The organism is Pedococcus sp. P3_C7 (assembly GCF_056402615.1).
The window spans coordinates 1-15,618 of the sequence record NZ_JBFUHC010000015.1 but is presented as its reverse complement, the minus strand read 5'-3'; the positions used below and the strand labels follow the sequence as shown (position 1 = coordinate 15,618).

The following is a 15,618-nucleotide window of genomic DNA, read 5'->3' as shown; positions in this document are numbered from 1 at the left end:
GCACCGAGCCCACCGATCCCGGGACTTCCACCGCGAGCAAAGGACTGCAGCATGACCCTGGACGACCTCAGCCGGCTCATCAAGGACCCTGCGATCGAGTACCGGCCCGAGCTGCGCTGGTGGCTCGCCGAGGGACTGCACACCGACGAGACCCTGCGACACGAGATCGACACCGCCCATCGACTGGGTTTCGGCGGGATGGAGTTCCTCGCCATGGACGAGGGCGACATCGACCACACCCGCTACGGGTGGGGGGCCGAGGAGTGGGTGCACGACTCGCAGATCGTCGTCGAGGAGACCACCAAGCGGGGTATGTCGGTCAGCTTCACGTCGGGGACGAACTGGTCGAACGCGAACCTCCCGACCATCGACGCCGACCACCCCGCAGCGGCCAAGGAGCTGGACGTCGTCATCGAGGAGCTCCAGGGCGGGGCTTCGCGACGGGGCGCCCTGCCCCGCATCGACCTCGATGCTGAAGTGGTACAGCAGGTGCTCCCCGGGCACCGCGGTGAGATCCGCAAGCAGCATTTCGTCTCGGTCCTGGCCGCCCGCGTGGTGGAGGAGACGGAGATTGGCGCTGTCCTGGACGTCGACTCCGTGGTGGACCTGACGGGTCTCGTCCAGGACGAGGCGCTGGCGTGGACTGCCCCGGACCTCGGCTCCTGGCGGATCTTCACCTACTGGACGCACGGGACCGGGCAGACAGCGTCTCCTGCGGCCTTGGTCAACTACACCGTCAACTACCTCGACCCTGATGGCGCGCAGGAGGTGATCCGCTACTGGGACGCCGTGGTGCTCACTCCCGAGCTCCGAGAGCAGATCGCCCGCAACCCGCGCGCCCAGATGTACATGGACTCCCTCGAGCTGTTCACGACCGGAGCCGGTGGCGTGTTCTGGGGCCGCACGGTGGCCGACGAGTTTCGGACACGCCGCGGCTACGACATCCAGCCCTGGCTGCCTTTCCTCACCCGGACGGTGTTCATGATGGCGGCGGCGACGACCTACCACAACGAGGCCACCGAGGAGCACCAAGTCACGGTCGAGAAGGTCCGCTTCGACTACGTCCGCACCCTCACCGACCTCTACATCGAGAACATGCTCCGCCCGTTCGCGGCGTTCCTCCACGACAACGGCATGACGCTCCGCGCGGAGATCAGCTATGGCCTGCCGTTCGAGCTCACCCGACCGGGCCCGGAGGTCGACGGCATCGAGACGGAGTCACTGGAGTTCGCTTCCCAGATCGATGCCTACCGGCTGATGGCCGGTCCGGCTCACCTGTTCGGCAAGCAGTACTCGTCGGAGACCGGCGCCACCACCCGCAACCACATCCTCGACCACCGGTTCTACGACCAGATCATCGCCACCCAGCTGGCCGCCGGCATCACCAAGACCGTCCTGCACGGCTGGGCCAGCACCGCCGGCGCCGAAGGTGTGACCGAGTGGCCCGGACACGAGGGCATGTGGTCCATGTTCTCCGAGCGGTTCGACACCAGGCAGCCGGGGTCGGAGTTCTACCCGCTGTGGAATGACGCGCTGGGCCGCTACCAGTGCGTCCTGCGGCAGGGAAACCCCCGCGTCGATGTCGGCATCCTGCGCACCGACCACTTCACCGACAACATGTCCGGCATCGGGTTCCTCGGCGCGGACGGCACCCGCACCCACGACGAGGAGGCCTATGGCCGCCTCTGGATGCGCAACCGACAGAACCACTGGTGGCAGGACCTCGGCATGCAGGACGCCGGCTGGACCTACGAGTTCTTCGACGGCTCCCTCCTGCTGCGCGATGACGTCACCCTTGCCGACGGGCTCGTCCAGCCGAATGGTCCCGGCTACCAAGCGCTGATCGTGTACCAGAGCGAGTTCGACCCGGACGTCGCCGCCAAGCTCCTCGAGTGGGCTCGCCAGGGGCTGAAGGTGCTCGTCGTGAACGGCGCGCGCGAGCTGAAGCTGCTCATCAAGGACCTTCACAGGACCCATGAGCGTGCCGCCGCACAGACACCCGGACTCGACGGACGCGACGATGAGCTGGCCCGCACCATGGCCGAGCTCCTCGCCCAACCCACCGTCGTGGCGATCGACGATCCCGCAGAGACCGTCGAGGCACTGCGAGACCTTGGCGTCGCGGGACGCGCCGAGTTCACCAACGAGAACCGCAGCGTGCTGTCCCACCTGCGCGAGGACGGTGAGCTGCTGCACTTGTACCTGTACCACTTCCTCTACGAGACGGGAGCGCCCGTCGAGGTCGAGGTAGCACTTCCGGGTCAGGGACGTGCGCACCGGATCGACGGGTGGACGGGGGCGATCCGGCCGTACCCGAGCGTGGGGGAGGGCGATCGAACCATCCTGCGGGTGGCGCTCGCACCGGGTGAGACCGTGCTGCTCACTCTGGACCGCGGGGACACCACCGCCCCTGACACCACCGCCCCCGACACCACCGACGTCGACGTCGATGCGACCTCGTTCGAGACGGTTGTCGAGCCGGCCGAGTGGACGATCGCTGTCGAGAGCTGGGACGCGGGGGAGCTCAAGGTCATCACCGAGGACCGCGGGCTCGGCTACCAGACCCGCGAGGTCCGGCCTCTGACGGCAGTCTCGCGCCTCGAAGCCGGGACAGGAGCACTGCGGCCCTGGAAGGACCTGCCCGAGGTCGGACCCGAGGTGTCCGGCGTGGGTGAGTACACCACCACGCTGCAGCTCGACCATGAGCCGCTGGAGGGGCGCCGCCACCTCCTCCACCTCGGCTCCACCGCCGGCGCCCTCGGCTCCGTGCGGATCAACGATGCCGAGGCAAAAGGCTTCGACACGTCCTGTCCCGTCGTCGACGTCACCGACGACCTGCGCGCGGGTGCCAACACGCTGACCGTCCGGGTGTCGAGTTCACTGAACAACCGGCTGCTCGCCCGGGGTTACTACGAGAAGGTGCCCGACATCATCTGGCAGATCTCAGGTGGGGAACCACAGATGCAGACAACCGACGTGCACGATCACGGCCTCCTCGGTCCCGTCCGTCTCATCCGGGAGGCGACGGGGCAGTGACCCCGACCCGATATGGCGCGCGAGGCACCAACGAGGCGCCCCTGAACCTCAGAGCTTGAGCTGGGCCGCATGCCCCATGACCACGACGGGATGTGACTCGGGAGCGAGGTGCAGCAGGAGGTAGCGCACACCCTCAGCGGGGAGGGAGACGCAACCGTGCGTGGGACCGTCGTGGTCCACATGTAGCCAGATGCCACCGCCGCGTCGGTCGCCAAGAGGTCGTGACTGGTCGAGGGGCGACCGGCCGGGAACGCGGTTGTAGTCGACGGCGATGACGTAGTCGAACGCGTCCGCCGTCGAGTCCCCGAAGCCCGGCTGCTTGGGAGGAGGCTCGAACGCTGCCGACCGGTGGTAGGGCAGCTGGGATCCGGGATTGGCCTTGCGCCCGCCTGCCGCGCTGAGGGTGAAGGTGCCGACCGGAGTCTTGAGGTCGCCTTCGACGTGGCTGGTGGCCCAGCCCCGTTTGCCGACGTGTCCCCGCCAAGCGGCCACGAGCATCCAGTCCGCTGCCGTGCGCTCGTAGAACTCGACAGTGGCCGCACTCGACGTCGCGGTCGCTCCACGAACCACCACCACCTGTCTGGTGTGTCCTGCAATGGTGCTGCGCGTCCGTGCGCCGACAGGGAGGGTCCGCGGGGCGGCTGTGGTGGTGGAGGGGGTGGGGGAGGCGGCCGGGTCAGGGACCGCGGAGCCTGCTCCACTCGCCGACGTTCCGGGCGAGGGGGTGTCCTGGGGCCCGTTGGCGGCTGCCGGTTGCTCATGCTGGCCTGCCGGCCCGCTGAACGGGCCGATCCCCATGGTCGCGAGGCCAGCAAGGCCGAGAGCCGTCCCCAGCGCCAGCATCGTCACGGTCGCGGCCAACCGCTCGATACGGGGTGGGTACCTGCGTGGTGTGCGGTGTGAGCCGGCATGGCTGGCAGCGCGGGCCTGTCGGCCTGCGCTGGAGCGGCTGCCACCCGACATGCCGCGAGTCTACGGCCGCCTCCTCGTGAACTTCGTCAGCCTGCGGATCGCCCCGGAACCACGTCCGCGTGCGGGGTGGTGGCCGCAGTCGCGCCGGCTTGGAGGGAGCGCACGACGAGGGTGGCGAGTGCGGTGGTGACCGGGACAGCAAGGACCAGGCCGATGCCGCCGGCCATCGTGCGCACGATCTCCTCGCTGATGTCGGAGCTGGTCAGGATCCGCGCGACGGGCTGGTTGACCAGGCTGATGAGCAGCAGGACCGGCAGAGCGGCGCCGGCGTAGGCGAACACGACCGTGTACACGGTGGAGGCGATGTGGTCGCGCCCGATGCGCATGGCCTGTTGGTACAGCCGCAGCGGCGGCATGGTCGGGGCAGCGTCGTACAGCTCCCAGACGGCGGAGCTCTGCGTGATCGTCACGTCGTTGAGGATGCCCAGACCGGCGAGGATGATGCCGCAGGTCAGCAGGTTGCGCAGGTCGATCTGCTGGGCCACCTGTTGCAGGGCGGCGTTGTCCTCACTGCTCACGCCGTTCAGGTGCGCCTGCGCCACTGCCAGCGTGCCGACGCCAGCGGTGATCCCCAGGCCGGCGAAGGTCCCCAGGAGTGCGGTCGTCGTGCGGGCCGAGACGCCGTGAGCCAGGTACAGCACCACGATCATGATCGCTGCGGAGGAGAAGAGGCCGACCGCCACAGGGCTGCGCCCATCGAGCAGCGCAGGCATGAGGTACTTGACGACCACCGCGCCGGCGACGGCGAGGCCGACCAACGACCGCAGGCCGCGCCACCGGGCGACGGCGATGACGGTGAGGCCGAAAGCGACCGCCAGCCACGTCAGGGGAGCGCCGCGCTCGATGTCATAGAAGGTGTAGGGAGACCCCTCTCCTTCGCCGGGGACCTTGAGCACCACGAGGCCGATGCCAGTCCCCGCACGTCTCGCATCGGGGGGCAGGTCGACGGTGACCTCGGATCCCTTCTCCGGGCCGGTGCGGATCTCGACCTTGGCCCGTCCACACTTCGCGGTCGCTGGATCCTTGGTGATCGCGGTGTCGGGTGCCCCGAACTGGTCACAGTCCAGGGGGGCGATCGAGGTGACGGTGCCGTGGAGGTACTCGACGCCGGCGACGGCGCTGTCGCGCAAGGCCGGACGGCCCTCGCCAGTGGGACGCAGGACCCACATGCCGGCTGCCGTCACGACGGCGATGACCAGGACGGCGGCGCCCAGCGCGACCCGCATCCACACCGGTGTCGGCGGGTGAGCGCTCGTGTTGGTATGCCGGTGGGAGCCTGCCATGGGTACCTCTCTCGTGGATCGCACTGCGCACCTTATGCGCTGAGGCTGGCCCTCGCCGCACGCCCTCCCTGAGGGCACTGGGGCTGGGCCAAGAGGCCGTCAAGATTGCGGTCGCGCGCGCTAAGGATGCGTCAAGAGCCGGGGCCGCGCGGTCGCACCGGTGTTTCAGTCGGGTCGTGACCGAACTGCTGCGCATGCCCAAGCGCCTCCTGGTGGGCCGACCACTGCTGAGCTCCCAGATGGGGGAGACCCTGCTGCCGAAGAAGCTGGCTCTGCCCGTGTTCTGCAGCGACCCGCTGTCGTCCAACGCGTACGCCACCGAGGAGATCCTCCTGGTTCTGAGCATGGGTGGGCTGACCCTGCTGCACCTCACCCCGCTCGTGGCCGCCGGAGTCGTGCTGCTGCTCGTCGTGGTCGTCCTGTCCTACCGGCAGACGTGTCACGCCTATCCCAACGGCGGCGGAGCGTATGCCGTCAGCCGGGCCAACCTGGGGCGAGGCGCGGCCCTCGTGGCGGCCAGCGCCCTGCTCGTCGACTACGTGCTCACCGTCGCGGTGTCGGTGGCGGCAGGAGTGGCCAACATCGTCTCCGCGATCCCGGCCCTCGCGCCCCACGCCCTCACACTGTCGGTCGTGCTGGTGGCCCTGCTGGCACTGGTCAACCTGCGCGGGATCAAGGAGTCCGGAGCCGCGTTCGCCGTCCCCACCTATGGGTTTGTCGCCTGCGTCCTCGTCATGCTCGCCCTCGGGATGTACCGGACCGCGAGCGGAGCGCCACCGGTCGCTGAGTCCGCACCACTCGGCATACACGCCGAAGGCCACGTCTCAGGGTTGCTCGTGCTTGCCCTCGCGCTCCGAGCCTTTGCCTCGGGCTGTACCGCGTTGACCGGCGTCGAGGCCGTGAGCAACGGGGTGCCCAACTTCAAACGACCCAAGAGCCGCAACGCCGCCGACACCCTGGCGATCATGGGGGTCCTGACCATCGTGATGTTCGTCGGCCTGACCGCGATGGCCCTGATCGCGAAGGTCCACGTCGCTCATGACCCCAGCATGCTCACCGGTGCTCCTGATGGGTACATCCAGAAAACAGTGATCGCCCAGATCGCTGGTGCCGTCTTCGGTGGGGGCAGCATCGGCTTCTACGCGGTCCAGGCCTTCACGGCTGCCATCCTCGTCCTGGCTGCGAATACCGCGTTCAACGGTTTCCCGATCCTCGCCTCGCTGTTGGGGGAGGACGGCTACCTGCCGCGACAGTTCGCTCGTCGCGGGGACCGGCTCGTGTTCTCCAACGGAATCGTCATCCTGGCGCTTTTGGCGGTCGGTCTGTTGTGGGCCTTCGACGCGAACACCACTCGCCTGATCCAGCTCTACATCATCGGGGTGTTCGTCTCCTTCACCCTCAGCCAGGCCGGGATGGTTCGGCACTGGCAGCAGCTGTTGGTCGGACCAGCAGCGCCACGGGACCGGGCACGTACCAGGCGCAAGCTGGCGATCAATGCTGTGGGCGCTGCGGTGACCGGGTTGGTGCTGGTCATCGTCCTGGTCACCAAGTTCACCCACGGTGCCTGGCTGGTCGTGGTCGCCATGCCCTTGCTCATCGCGCTCATGACGCTCATCCGCAGGCACTACCGGACGGTGGCCCGAGCGCTTCGCCCGGCCGCTGGCGGGGTGGTCCTCCCCGCCCACATCCACACCCTGGTGCTCGTGTCGAGGCTGCACGCACCCACGCTGCGCGCGCTGGCGTTCGCCCGCGCGACCAGGCCGGCGAGCCTCCGGGCCGTCACGGTGCGCACCAGCGCTGCCGACACAGAACGACTGACTGCGCAGTGGATCGAGCGCGACATCCCGGTCGAGCTGACCGTCCTGGACTCACCGTTCCGCGACATGACCCGCCCCGTGGTCGAGCACGTCCGCGAGCTCCTGCGCGACCATCCCCGCGACGTCGTGTCGGTGTTCATCCCGGAGTACGTGGTTGGTCGGTGGTGGGAACAGCTGCTGCACAACCAGAGTGCACTGCGGTTGAAGGCTCGCCTCCTGTTCGAGCCCGGGGTCATGGTCACGTCAGTGCCCTGGCAGCTCTCCGCCGACCCCCCGGTCGAAGGGGAGGACCTGTCCCTATCCCGCGACGCACGTGTGTCACGCTGAGGACATGCAGCGGGCCGCGCGGGACGTAGAGCTCATCGTCCCCCTCCTTCCTGCAACCGTGCCACCGTCGAGGGTCATCGGCCTGCCACGACGGCGGCTGCTCATCGGCCTCGGCCTGTGCCTCGTCGGGCTGCCACTGCTCACATGGGTCATGGTGGGGCTGCGCGGCTCCGGGACCGGTGAGAGCGTGCTGCTGATCTACCTGTTGGCGGTCGTGGTGATCGCCGTCGTCGGCGGGATGCTGCCGGGTCTGCTCGCGGCGGTCGGCGGCTTCCTGCTCGCGAACTGGTTCCTGACCCCGCCGTTCCACACGTTCACGGTCGGCGAACCCGCAGCCCTGGCCGACCTCGTGGTGTTCGTCCTGGCCGCCGCGATCGTCAGCGTCACCGTCGAGGTCGGTGCACGGAACCGCGCGAAGGCGGAGCGAAACCGGCTCCAGACCCACATGGTCGCGAACCTGAGCTCCGCCGAGATGCAGGGCGTCAGCGTGGAGCGGGTGCTCGACCAGGTGCGCCAGCTGTACAGCATGAGCACCGTGGTCCTCGCCCCGCACACCGACGTCCGGCGGCCGGTGGCATCGGTTGGTCCCACCCCCCACGGGTGGCCGGTGCTGTCGATCCCGGCGTCCGACTCGTTGAGCCTGCTCGGGTACGGCCGCCCCGTGTTCGCCGAGGACCGTGTCCTGCTGCAGGCCCTGGCCGGGACTGCCGGCCGCGCGTGGGAGACCGCGCGCCTGGCCGAGGAGGCCAGCCGAGCCGAACAGCTCGCGCAGACCGACCGGGTCCGGTCCGCGCTGCTGACAGCCGTGGGGCATGACCTGCGCACGCCGCTGGCGGGCATCAAGACCGCTGCGTCGGGGCTGCGGCAGCCCGACGTGGCCTGGGAGCCGGGCGAGCAGGACGAGCTGCTGGCCACCATCGAGGACGGCGCAGACAGGCTCGCCGCCCTCGTGGACAACCTGCTGGCGATGAGCCGCCTCCAGGCTGGCGCGTTGTCCGTGCACGCTCATCCCGTGGACGTCGAGGAGGTTGCCTCCCGAGCACTGATCGGCCACGACACCCACTGCGTCGTCCTCGACATCGCGAAGGGACTGCCACCCGTCATGGCCGACGGTGGCCTGCTCGAGCGCGTCCTGGCGAACCTTGTCGACAACGCCCTCCGGTACACCCCCGAAGGGGGCCAGGTGACCGTCGCCGCCCTGCTGGCCCCCGACCCCGCAGTCGTCGAGATCCGCGTGAGCGACCAGGGACCCGGCGCCGACCCAACGAGCTGGGACGAGATGTTCGTTCCCTTCCAGCGCCTCGGTGACAACACTCCTGGCGGGGTCGGGCTCGGTCTGGCGATTGTCCGCGGCTTCACCGAGGCGATGAGCGGAACCGTCAGGCCATCTGCGACTCCCGGCGGCGGCCTGACCATGACCCTCCTGCTGCCGGCGTCGGCCACGCCGTGACCACCGTGCTCATCGTCGAGGACGACCCCCAGCTTCGCCGGGCGTTGGCGATCAACCTGCGCGCCCGCCACTACGACGTGCGCGCCGTGGCCGACGGAACCTCGGCCCTGAACGCCGCCGCAGCCGAGGTGCCCGACATCGTCATCCTCGATCTCGGGCTGCCTGACATCGACGGGGTCGACGTGGTCAGCGGCCTGCGTGGCTGGACCGACGTGCCGATCATCGTGCTCTCCGCGCGGGACGGCCAAGGGGACAAGGTCGACGCACTGGACGCGGGCGCGGACGACTACGTCACCAAGCCGTTCGGCATGGACGAGCTCCTGGCCCGGTTGCGCGCGAGTCTGCGACGAGCGGCTCCGGCCGAGGACGCGCCCACCCTTCTGGCTGGCGCCCTGGTCATCGACCGACGGGCCAAACGCGTGACGCGATCAGGACAGGATGTGCGCCTCACGCCGACCGAGTGGCACCTGCTCGAAGCCCTGGTGCGCGACCCGGGCAAGCTCATCCCCGGCCGTCAGCTGTTGCAGGAGGTGTGGGGGCCCTCCTACGGCGACGAGACCAACTACCTGCGCGTCTACATGGCGACGCTGCGGCGCAAGCTCGAGGAGAACCCTTCCGCGCCGCGCCACCTGATCACCGAACCCGGACTGGGCTACCGCTTCGAGCCGTAACTGGTCCCTGCGCCAGTGAGACGACTGGCTCAACGATCTCCTGCTGGTGCAGATCAGCCGCCGTTTCCCGCTCGCTCAGATATCGAAGTACATCTCGAACTCGTGCGGGTGCGGGCGGAAGCGGATCGGGTCGACCTCGTTCTTGCGCTTCCACTCGATCCAGGTCTCGATGAGGTCCTTGGTGAAGACGTCACCCTCGAGCAGGAACTCGTGGTCGGCCTCGAGGGCTGCGAGCACCTCGGGGAGCGAACCGGGCACCTGCGCGATGGCGTCGTGCTCCTCGGGCGGCAGCTCATAGAGGTCCTTGTCCACCGGCTCCGGGGGCTCGATGCGGTTCTTGATGCCGTCCAGGCCGGCCATCAACATCGCGGAGAACGCGAGGTAGGGGTTGGCCGACGGGTCCGGCACGCGGAACTCGACGCGCTTGGCCTTCGGGTTGTCGCCGGTGATCGGGATGCGGATGCACGCCGAGCGGTTACGGGCCGAGTAGACCAGGTTCACGGGCGCCTCGTAGCCGGGCACCAGGCGGTGGTAGGAGTTCACCGTCGGGTTGGTGAACGCCAGCAGCGCCGGAGCGTGCTTGAGCAGTCCGCCGATGTACCAGCGGGCCAGGTCGGACAGGCCGCCGTAGCCGCGCTCGTCGTAGAAGAGCGGCTCGCCGTCCTTCCAGAGCGACTGGTGCGAGTGCATGCCCGAGCCGTTGTCGCCGAAGATCGGCTTCGGCATGAAGGTGACCGTCTTGCCGCCGTCCCACGCGACGTTCTTGACGATGTACTTGAACTTCAGCACGTCGTCCGCGGCCTGCTTCAGCGTGTTGAAGCGGTAGTTGATCTCCTGCTGACCGGCGGTGCCGACCTCGTGGTGGGCGCGCTCGACCGACAGGCCGGCGGCTTCGAGGGCCAGGGTCATCTCGTCGCGCATGTCGGCGAAGTGGTCGGTCGGCGGGACGGGGAAGTAGCCACCCTTGTAGCGGGTCTTGTAGCCCTTGTTGCCGCCCTCCTCCTCGCGCCCGGTGTTCCAGGCGGCCTCGACGGAGTTGATGTAGTAGTAGCTGGCGTTCTGCTTGGTCTCGAAGCGCACGTCGTCGAAGACGTAGAACTCGGCCTCGGCGCCGAAGTACGCGGTGTCGGCGATCCCCGTCGACTTGAGGTAGGCCTCGGCCTTGGCCGCGATGTTGCGCGGGTCGCGGGAGTACTCCTCGCCGGTGAACGGGTCGACGATGGAGAAGTTGAGGATGAGCGTCTTTTCCTTGCGGAACGGGTCGAGGTACGCGCTCGTGGGGTCCGGGATGAGCTTCATGTCGGACTCGTGGATGGCCTGGAAGCCGCGGATCGAGGATCCGTCGAACATCTGCCCTTCCTTGAAGAACTCCGCGTCGAGGCTCTTGGCGGGCACGTTGAAGTGCTGCATCACGCCGGGCAGGTCACAGAACCGCACGTCGACGAAAATGACGTCCTCGTCCTTGATGAACTTCAGGACCTCGTCAGCATTGCTGAACAAACCAACCTCCTGTGGTGGGGCGGGCGAATCCGCCCATGGCTCAACTGGTGTCGGCGTCGACCCTAACGGGTGGGGATTTCTCGCCCATGACCCGAATGTTTCGCCGGTGTTACGCGGACATAGGCTTTCCGCGTGGTCGACCGCAAGGACATCGGTTCGTGGCTCCAGGGGCCGGGTTCGCTCTCAGGCGCGCCCGCGGCATACCCCGGTGAGCGTCTGGGTATGCCGCGCGAAGGCGCCGGTTCGATGGGCCGGTTCGGGCGCCGCCTGGTGGGCGTCGTCATCGACTGGACCGCCTGCCAGCTGATCGCGGCGGCGCTGTTCCACGTGCCGCTGCCGTTCAGGGGAGTGGCCTCGGGGACCGACACCCTCATCCTGCTGGCGATCTTCGCCCTGGAGAACCTCCTCCTGCTCAGCACGACCGGCTACACCCTCGGCCACCGCATCGTCGGCCTGCGCGTGATGTCCCTCGACGGTCGCACGCCCAGGCCCACCCAGGTGCTGGTGCGCACTGTGCTGCTGTGCATGTTCCTGCCCGCGATGTTCTGGGACAAGGACGGTCGCGGCCTGCACGACAAGGCGGCTGGCACCCTCCTCGTGCGCAGCTGACCGACCGGCAGGCTCAGCCGGCCGGTCGGTCAGCGCCGGGTGATGACGTCGCGGATCCGCCCCGTCGCCTCGGCGAGGATGTCGATGATCTCGCGGCTCTGGTCGCTCGTGAGCCCGTGCCGCTTCCACGCGCCTCGCGCCTCGGACCGCAGCTCGGCAACGGCCTCCTCGAGATCGCGGATCGCCTTGGGGTCGCTGCCCTTCCAGCCTTGCCACGGCTCCGGGCCACCGACCGGTGTCGCCGTGCGGCGGGCCTCCTGGGCCGCGGCCCTGAGCTCGGCGCGCAGGTCCTTGGTCTGGCCACGGACGCGCGAGCGCACCTGTTCGGCGAGCTCGCGCACCGACAGGTCGAGATCGGACTCGAGGCTGGACAGGTCGTCCCGGCGTGCCCGGACCTCCTCACGGCCGGCCTCGGTGATCCGGTAGATCGCCTTGCGCCCCTCGTCGGACCGCTGCACAAGGCCCTCCTCCTCGAGCTTGGCCAGCCGCGGGTAGACGGTGCCGGCACTGGGGGAGTACAGCCCGTTGAAACGGTGCTCGAGGTCCTGGATCACCTCGTACCCGTGCCGGGGACCCTCGTTGAGCAGGGCCAGCAGGTAGAGGCGGAGCTGGCCGTGCGCGAAGACGGGGCTCATGCGGACGCCTCGTCCGAGGGCGCCGCCGGGCTCGCCTTGAGGACCACGACATTGCCGGAGACGGCGTTGGCCTTGAGGCGCAGGCTGCCATCGCCGTCGGTGAGCCGGTTGCCGGGTTGGCGTGAGTGCTTGTGGATGGTGTGGCCGTCGATGACGACCTGGCCTGATGCGGTGTTGGCCGTGACGTCGTAGCCACCGTGCGGCGCACGGACGGTCACGTCCCCGGAGACCGAGTTGGACTTGATCGTGGCAGCGCCGTTGACCAGGTCGAGGGCCACGTCGCCGCTGACCGTGCTGATGCTGACCTCGGGCACGTCGCTGTGCTGGGCGGTCACTGCACCGGACACGGAGTGCACCTTGAGCGGGCCGCGCACGTTGCCGCACTCGACCTCGCCACTCACGGTGTTGACGTCGACGGGGCCGACGATGTCGTCGATCGTGATCGAGCCGGAGACGGTGTTGGCCCTGACGCCCGCCCGCATGCCGGCGAGCAGCCCGCTGGCGCTGACCGTGCTCACGGAGGTCTCGGCGTCCTCGGGGATCGAGATGCTGATCGCGACCCGGTTGCGCTCGAGGCCGTCGAAGGCCTGACGCACCCGCTCCAGGATCCGGGTGGAGTCCACGCCGTGGGTGATCTTGAGCTTCGTGCCGTCCCAGGTGACCTTCACCGGCATGCCCTCGACCTTGGCGATCTCGACCCGCGCCGTGGGGGAGTCGGCGTGGGTCACGACGTCGACCCTGCCGCCGACGATCGCGACGCTGAGCCGGCGGACCCGCTCGCCGTCGCCACCGATGTCGAGCACCCTGGCGGTGTCGATCGACCATTCCTCGCTCATGGGATGTCCTTTCGTTGAGGGGTCATCTCGCGCTATATCGCGTTGTCGAGACTCACGTTATATCGCGTATGCCGCGAGGGCAAGTCCCAGCGCAGGGTGATCCTTCGGGCCCTCATCACGCCTGAGACAATCCCTTCCGTGACGAGCCACCGCATCGCCCTGTGCACCTGGTCCGACCCGTCCTACGTCGACCCGGAGCCACCGCAGATCGCTGAGGCGTTGCACGCCCTGGGTGTTGCCGCCGAGGTGGTCGTGTGGCACGACGAGGCTGACTGGGCGTCCTTCGACCTCGTGGTGATCCGTTCGACGTGGGACTACTTCGACCGCCTCGACGAGTTCCTCGAGTGGGCCGACCGGGTTGACTCGGTCTCGCGAATCATCAACAGCCCCAACATCATTCGCTGGAACTCGCACAAGGGCTACCTCGCGGAGCTGGGCGAGGCCGGCATACCCGTGCTGCCCAGCCTCGCCCTCGCGAAGGGGGCCGCCCACCCGGTCGACCGGATGCTCGCCACCGGCTGGGCCGACGTCGTGATCAAGCCGGCCGTCGACGGCGGCGCAAGGGGCGCCCTCAAGGCGCCGGCCGGCTCGGCCGAGGCGGGCGCACACCTGGGGGCGCTGGTCGCCGCCGGCGACACGATCGTCCAGCCGTTCGCCCCGAGCGTCGAGCTGGGGGAGACGTCGCTGTTCTTCTTCGGCGGCGAGTTCTCCCATGCCGTGCGCAAGGTGCCCAAGGCGGGCGACTACCGCGTGCAGGCGCTGCACGGTGGCTCCGAGGAGGTGCACGAGCCGACCCCGGCGGAGCTCGAGGTCGCGGCCCGGGCGATGGCCCTGGCGCCGGTCGAGCTGGTCTACGCGCGCGTCGACCTCATCGACGTGGACGGTCGGCCGACGCTGATGGAGCTCGAGCTGATCGAACCCGACCTGTTCCTGCGCCTCGCGCCCGGCTCCGTGACGCGCTTCGCGGCGGCCGTTGCGGCAGCGGCGGCGTCGGCTGGTGCTCTAAGGTCACGGAATGATTACGAAATGAGAACGCTCCCACGCAGGTCTTGACCGGGCGGCGCCTGCGGTCCCACGCTGGCCGGGAGCGCTCCCATAAGGGGGCCCGACGAAAGGTGCAACGGTGCACTCACGCTCTCGCTGGCTGGTTACCGCAGCCGCAATGATCGCTACGGCCGCCCTCACCGCCGCCTGCGGTGGCGACGACGGCGGCTCTTCCTCATCCAGCGGCGAGAAGATCACGCTGCGGGTGAGCACGTTCGGCAAGTTCGGCTACACGGACCTCTACAAGCAGTACATGAAGGACCACGCGAACATCACGGTCGTCGAGACCGCCGAGGGCGACCTCGGCAAGTACAACACCCAGCTCATCCAGCGCATCGCGGCCGGCTCGGGTGCCGGGGACGTCGTGGCGATCGAGGAGGGCCAGGTCGTCAACTTCCTCCAGAGCGCCGACAAGTTCGTGAACCTGCAGAAGTACGGCAGCAACGAGCTGAAGGACAACTGGTTGCCGTGGAAGTACTCGAACGCCACGACCGCGGACGGTGCGACGACCATCGGCCTTGGCACCGACGTCGGTGGTCTGGCCATGTGCTACCGCAAGGACCTGTTCGAGAAGGCCGGGCTGCCCACCGACCGCGTCGAGGTCGGCAAGCTCTGGCCCACCTGGGACGAGTACATCGCCACCGGCCAGAAGTACCAGGCCGGGATCAAGGACCCGAAGTCCCACTTCGTCGACAGCGCGACCAACACCTACAACTCGATCCTCATGCAGTCGGGTGACCACACCTACTTCGACCGCAGCGACAAGCTCGTCGTCGACAGCAACCCGGCCGTGAAGTCGGCCTGGGACGAGTCCCTCAAGATGGTCGACACTGGCCTGTCGGCCAAGCTCAAGGCGTTCTCGCCGGAGTGGAACGCCGGGTTCAAGAACGGTTCGTTCGCGACCCTCGCCTGCCCCGCGTGGATGACCGGCTACATCAAGGACCAAGCGGGCGCCGAGAACACCGGGAAATGGGACATCACCACGATCCCCGGCGGTGGCGGCAACTGGGGTGGTTCCTGGCTCGGCGTCCCGACGCAGAGCAAGCACCAGAAGGAGGCAGTCGAGCTTGCCAAGTTCCTCACGACCGGCGAGAGCCAGCTGGCGGCGTTCAAGGCGGCCGGAAACCTGCCCTCCAATCCCAAGCTCTACACCGAGGCAGCCCTCAAGGACGCCAAGAACGACTACTTCAACAACGCGCCAGTGGGAGAGCTGTTCGTGGCCGGCGCCGCCAACCTGAAGCCGGTCTACCTCGGCGCCAAGAACCAGCCTGTCCGTGACGCCGTGGAGAACACCCTGCGCGCCGTCGAGGGCGGTCAGCGCACCGCGGCAGCCGGCTGGACGGAGGCCGTCGCGGCCGCGCAGAAGGCAGCCAAGTAGCCGCGACCCTGCGGCACACCCAGCTGCGGTCGGGTGTCGGCGCTCTCGCGAGCCGGCACC

General features: G+C 68.6%; 12 protein-coding genes. 7 read left to right on the top strand and 5 right to left on the bottom strand.

Annotated features, from left to right (window positions below; genetic code table 11):
* Positions 1-51: 51 nt before the first annotated feature.
* Positions 52-3,036, top strand: coding sequence for a glycosyl hydrolase (locus AC1DS4_RS18845; protein ID WP_477623605.1), 2,985 nt, complete (start codon positions 52-54; stop codon positions 3,034-3,036).
* Positions 3,037-3,084: 48 nt separating this feature from the next.
* Here the strand turns inward: AC1DS4_RS18845 and AC1DS4_RS18840 are convergent, their stop codons facing one another.
* A complete protein-coding gene (locus AC1DS4_RS18840; RefSeq protein ID WP_477633365.1) occupies positions 3,085-3,999 on the bottom strand; it encodes a L,D-transpeptidase family protein in 915 nt (304 codons plus the stop codon).
* 35 nt (positions 4,000-4,034) lie between these two features.
* Positions 4,035-5,291, bottom strand: a complete 1,257-nt coding sequence (locus tag AC1DS4_RS18835; RefSeq protein ID WP_477623607.1) for a YibE/F family protein — start codon at positions 5,289-5,291, stop codon at positions 4,035-4,037.
* 176 nt (positions 5,292-5,467) lie between these two features.
* Between AC1DS4_RS18835 and AC1DS4_RS18830 the strand changes: the two genes are divergently transcribed.
* Genes AC1DS4_RS18830 through AC1DS4_RS18820 form a run of 3 tightly spaced genes read left to right on the top strand, consistent with a single transcriptional unit; the run spans position 5,468 to position 9,556 of the window.
* Positions 5,468-7,435, top strand: a complete 1,968-nt coding sequence (locus AC1DS4_RS18830; protein ID WP_477633366.1) for an APC family permease — start codon at positions 5,468-5,470, stop codon at positions 7,433-7,435.
* 4 nt (positions 7,436-7,439) lie between these two features.
* The gene (locus AC1DS4_RS18825; RefSeq protein ID WP_477633367.1) at positions 7,440-8,885 is read left to right on the top strand and encodes a sensor histidine kinase; all 1,446 of its coding nucleotides are present in this window, start codon (positions 7,440-7,442) and stop codon (positions 8,883-8,885) included.
* Complete coding sequence (locus tag AC1DS4_RS18820) at positions 8,882-9,556, top strand: response regulator (protein ID WP_477613277.1); 675 nt, start codon at positions 8,882-8,884, stop codon at positions 9,554-9,556. The genes AC1DS4_RS18825 and AC1DS4_RS18820 overlap by 4 nt, the downstream gene beginning before the upstream one ends.
* A 75-nt stretch (positions 9,557-9,631) precedes the next feature.
* Here the strand turns inward: AC1DS4_RS18820 and glnA are convergent, their stop codons facing one another.
* Positions 9,632-11,056: a type I glutamate--ammonia ligase gene (gene glnA / locus AC1DS4_RS18815; protein ID WP_477613276.1), complete on the bottom strand. Its 1,425-nt coding sequence runs from the start codon at positions 11,054-11,056 to the stop codon at positions 9,632-9,634.
* 132 nt (positions 11,057-11,188) lie between these two features.
* Between glnA and AC1DS4_RS18810 the strand changes: the two genes are divergently transcribed.
* Positions 11,189-11,665: an RDD family protein gene (locus AC1DS4_RS18810; RefSeq protein WP_477633368.1), complete on the top strand. Its 477-nt coding sequence runs from the start codon at positions 11,189-11,191 to the stop codon at positions 11,663-11,665.
* A gap of 29 nt (positions 11,666-11,694) precedes the next feature.
* On the opposite strand, the gene AC1DS4_RS18805 is transcribed toward AC1DS4_RS18810, so the two are convergent.
* Both AC1DS4_RS18805 and AC1DS4_RS18800 read right to left on the bottom strand, forming a co-directional pair.
* Positions 11,695-12,300 carry a PadR family transcriptional regulator gene (locus AC1DS4_RS18805; protein ID WP_477613274.1) on the bottom strand — a complete coding sequence of 202 codons (606 nt, stop codon included), beginning with the start codon at positions 12,298-12,300 and terminating at the stop codon, positions 11,695-11,697.
* The gene (locus tag AC1DS4_RS18800; RefSeq protein WP_477633369.1) at positions 12,297-13,136 is read right to left on the bottom strand and encodes a DUF4097 family beta strand repeat-containing protein; all 840 of its coding nucleotides are present in this window, start codon (positions 13,134-13,136) and stop codon (positions 12,297-12,299) included. Before AC1DS4_RS18800 ends, AC1DS4_RS18805 begins: the two co-directional genes overlap by 4 nt.
* 138 nt (positions 13,137-13,274) lie before the next feature.
* Here AC1DS4_RS18800 and AC1DS4_RS18795 point away from each other — a divergent pair, with 138 nt between their 5' ends.
* Both AC1DS4_RS18795 and AC1DS4_RS18790 read left to right on the top strand, forming a co-directional pair.
* A complete protein-coding gene (locus AC1DS4_RS18795) occupies positions 13,275-14,189 on the top strand; it encodes an ATP-grasp domain-containing protein (RefSeq protein ID WP_477633370.1) in 915 nt (304 codons plus the stop codon).
* Between the two features lie 109 nt (positions 14,190-14,298).
* Positions 14,299-15,558, top strand: a complete 1,260-nt coding sequence (locus AC1DS4_RS18790; protein ID WP_477613271.1) for an ABC transporter substrate-binding protein — start codon at positions 14,299-14,301, stop codon at positions 15,556-15,558.
* Positions 15,559-15,618 lie beyond the last annotated feature (60 nt).

Excerpts from the sequence above, each read along its gene's own strand:
- AC1DS4_RS18800 (WP_477633369.1), bottom strand. The coding sequence starts at position 13,136 with ATGAGCGAGGAATGGTCGATCGACACCGCCAGGGTGCTCGACATCGGT.
- AC1DS4_RS18790 (WP_477613271.1), top strand. The coding sequence starts at position 14,299 with ATGATCGCTACGGCCGCCCTCACCGCCGCCTGCGGTGGCGACGACGGC.
- AC1DS4_RS18835 (WP_477623607.1), bottom strand. The coding sequence starts at position 5,291 with ATGGCAGGCTCCCACCGGCATACCAACACGAGCGCTCACCCGCCGACA.
- AC1DS4_RS18825 (WP_477633367.1), top strand. The coding sequence starts at position 7,440 with ATGCAGCGGGCCGCGCGGGACGTAGAGCTCATCGTCCCCCTCCTTCCT.
- AC1DS4_RS18805 (WP_477613274.1), bottom strand. The coding sequence starts at position 12,300 with ATGAGCCCCGTCTTCGCGCACGGCCAGCTCCGCCTCTACCTGCTGGCC.
- AC1DS4_RS18845 (WP_477623605.1), top strand. The coding sequence starts at position 52 with ATGACCCTGGACGACCTCAGCCGGCTCATCAAGGACCCTGCGATCGAG.
- AC1DS4_RS18840 (WP_477633365.1), bottom strand. The coding sequence starts at position 3,999 with ATGTCGGGTGGCAGCCGCTCCAGCGCAGGCCGACAGGCCCGCGCTGCC.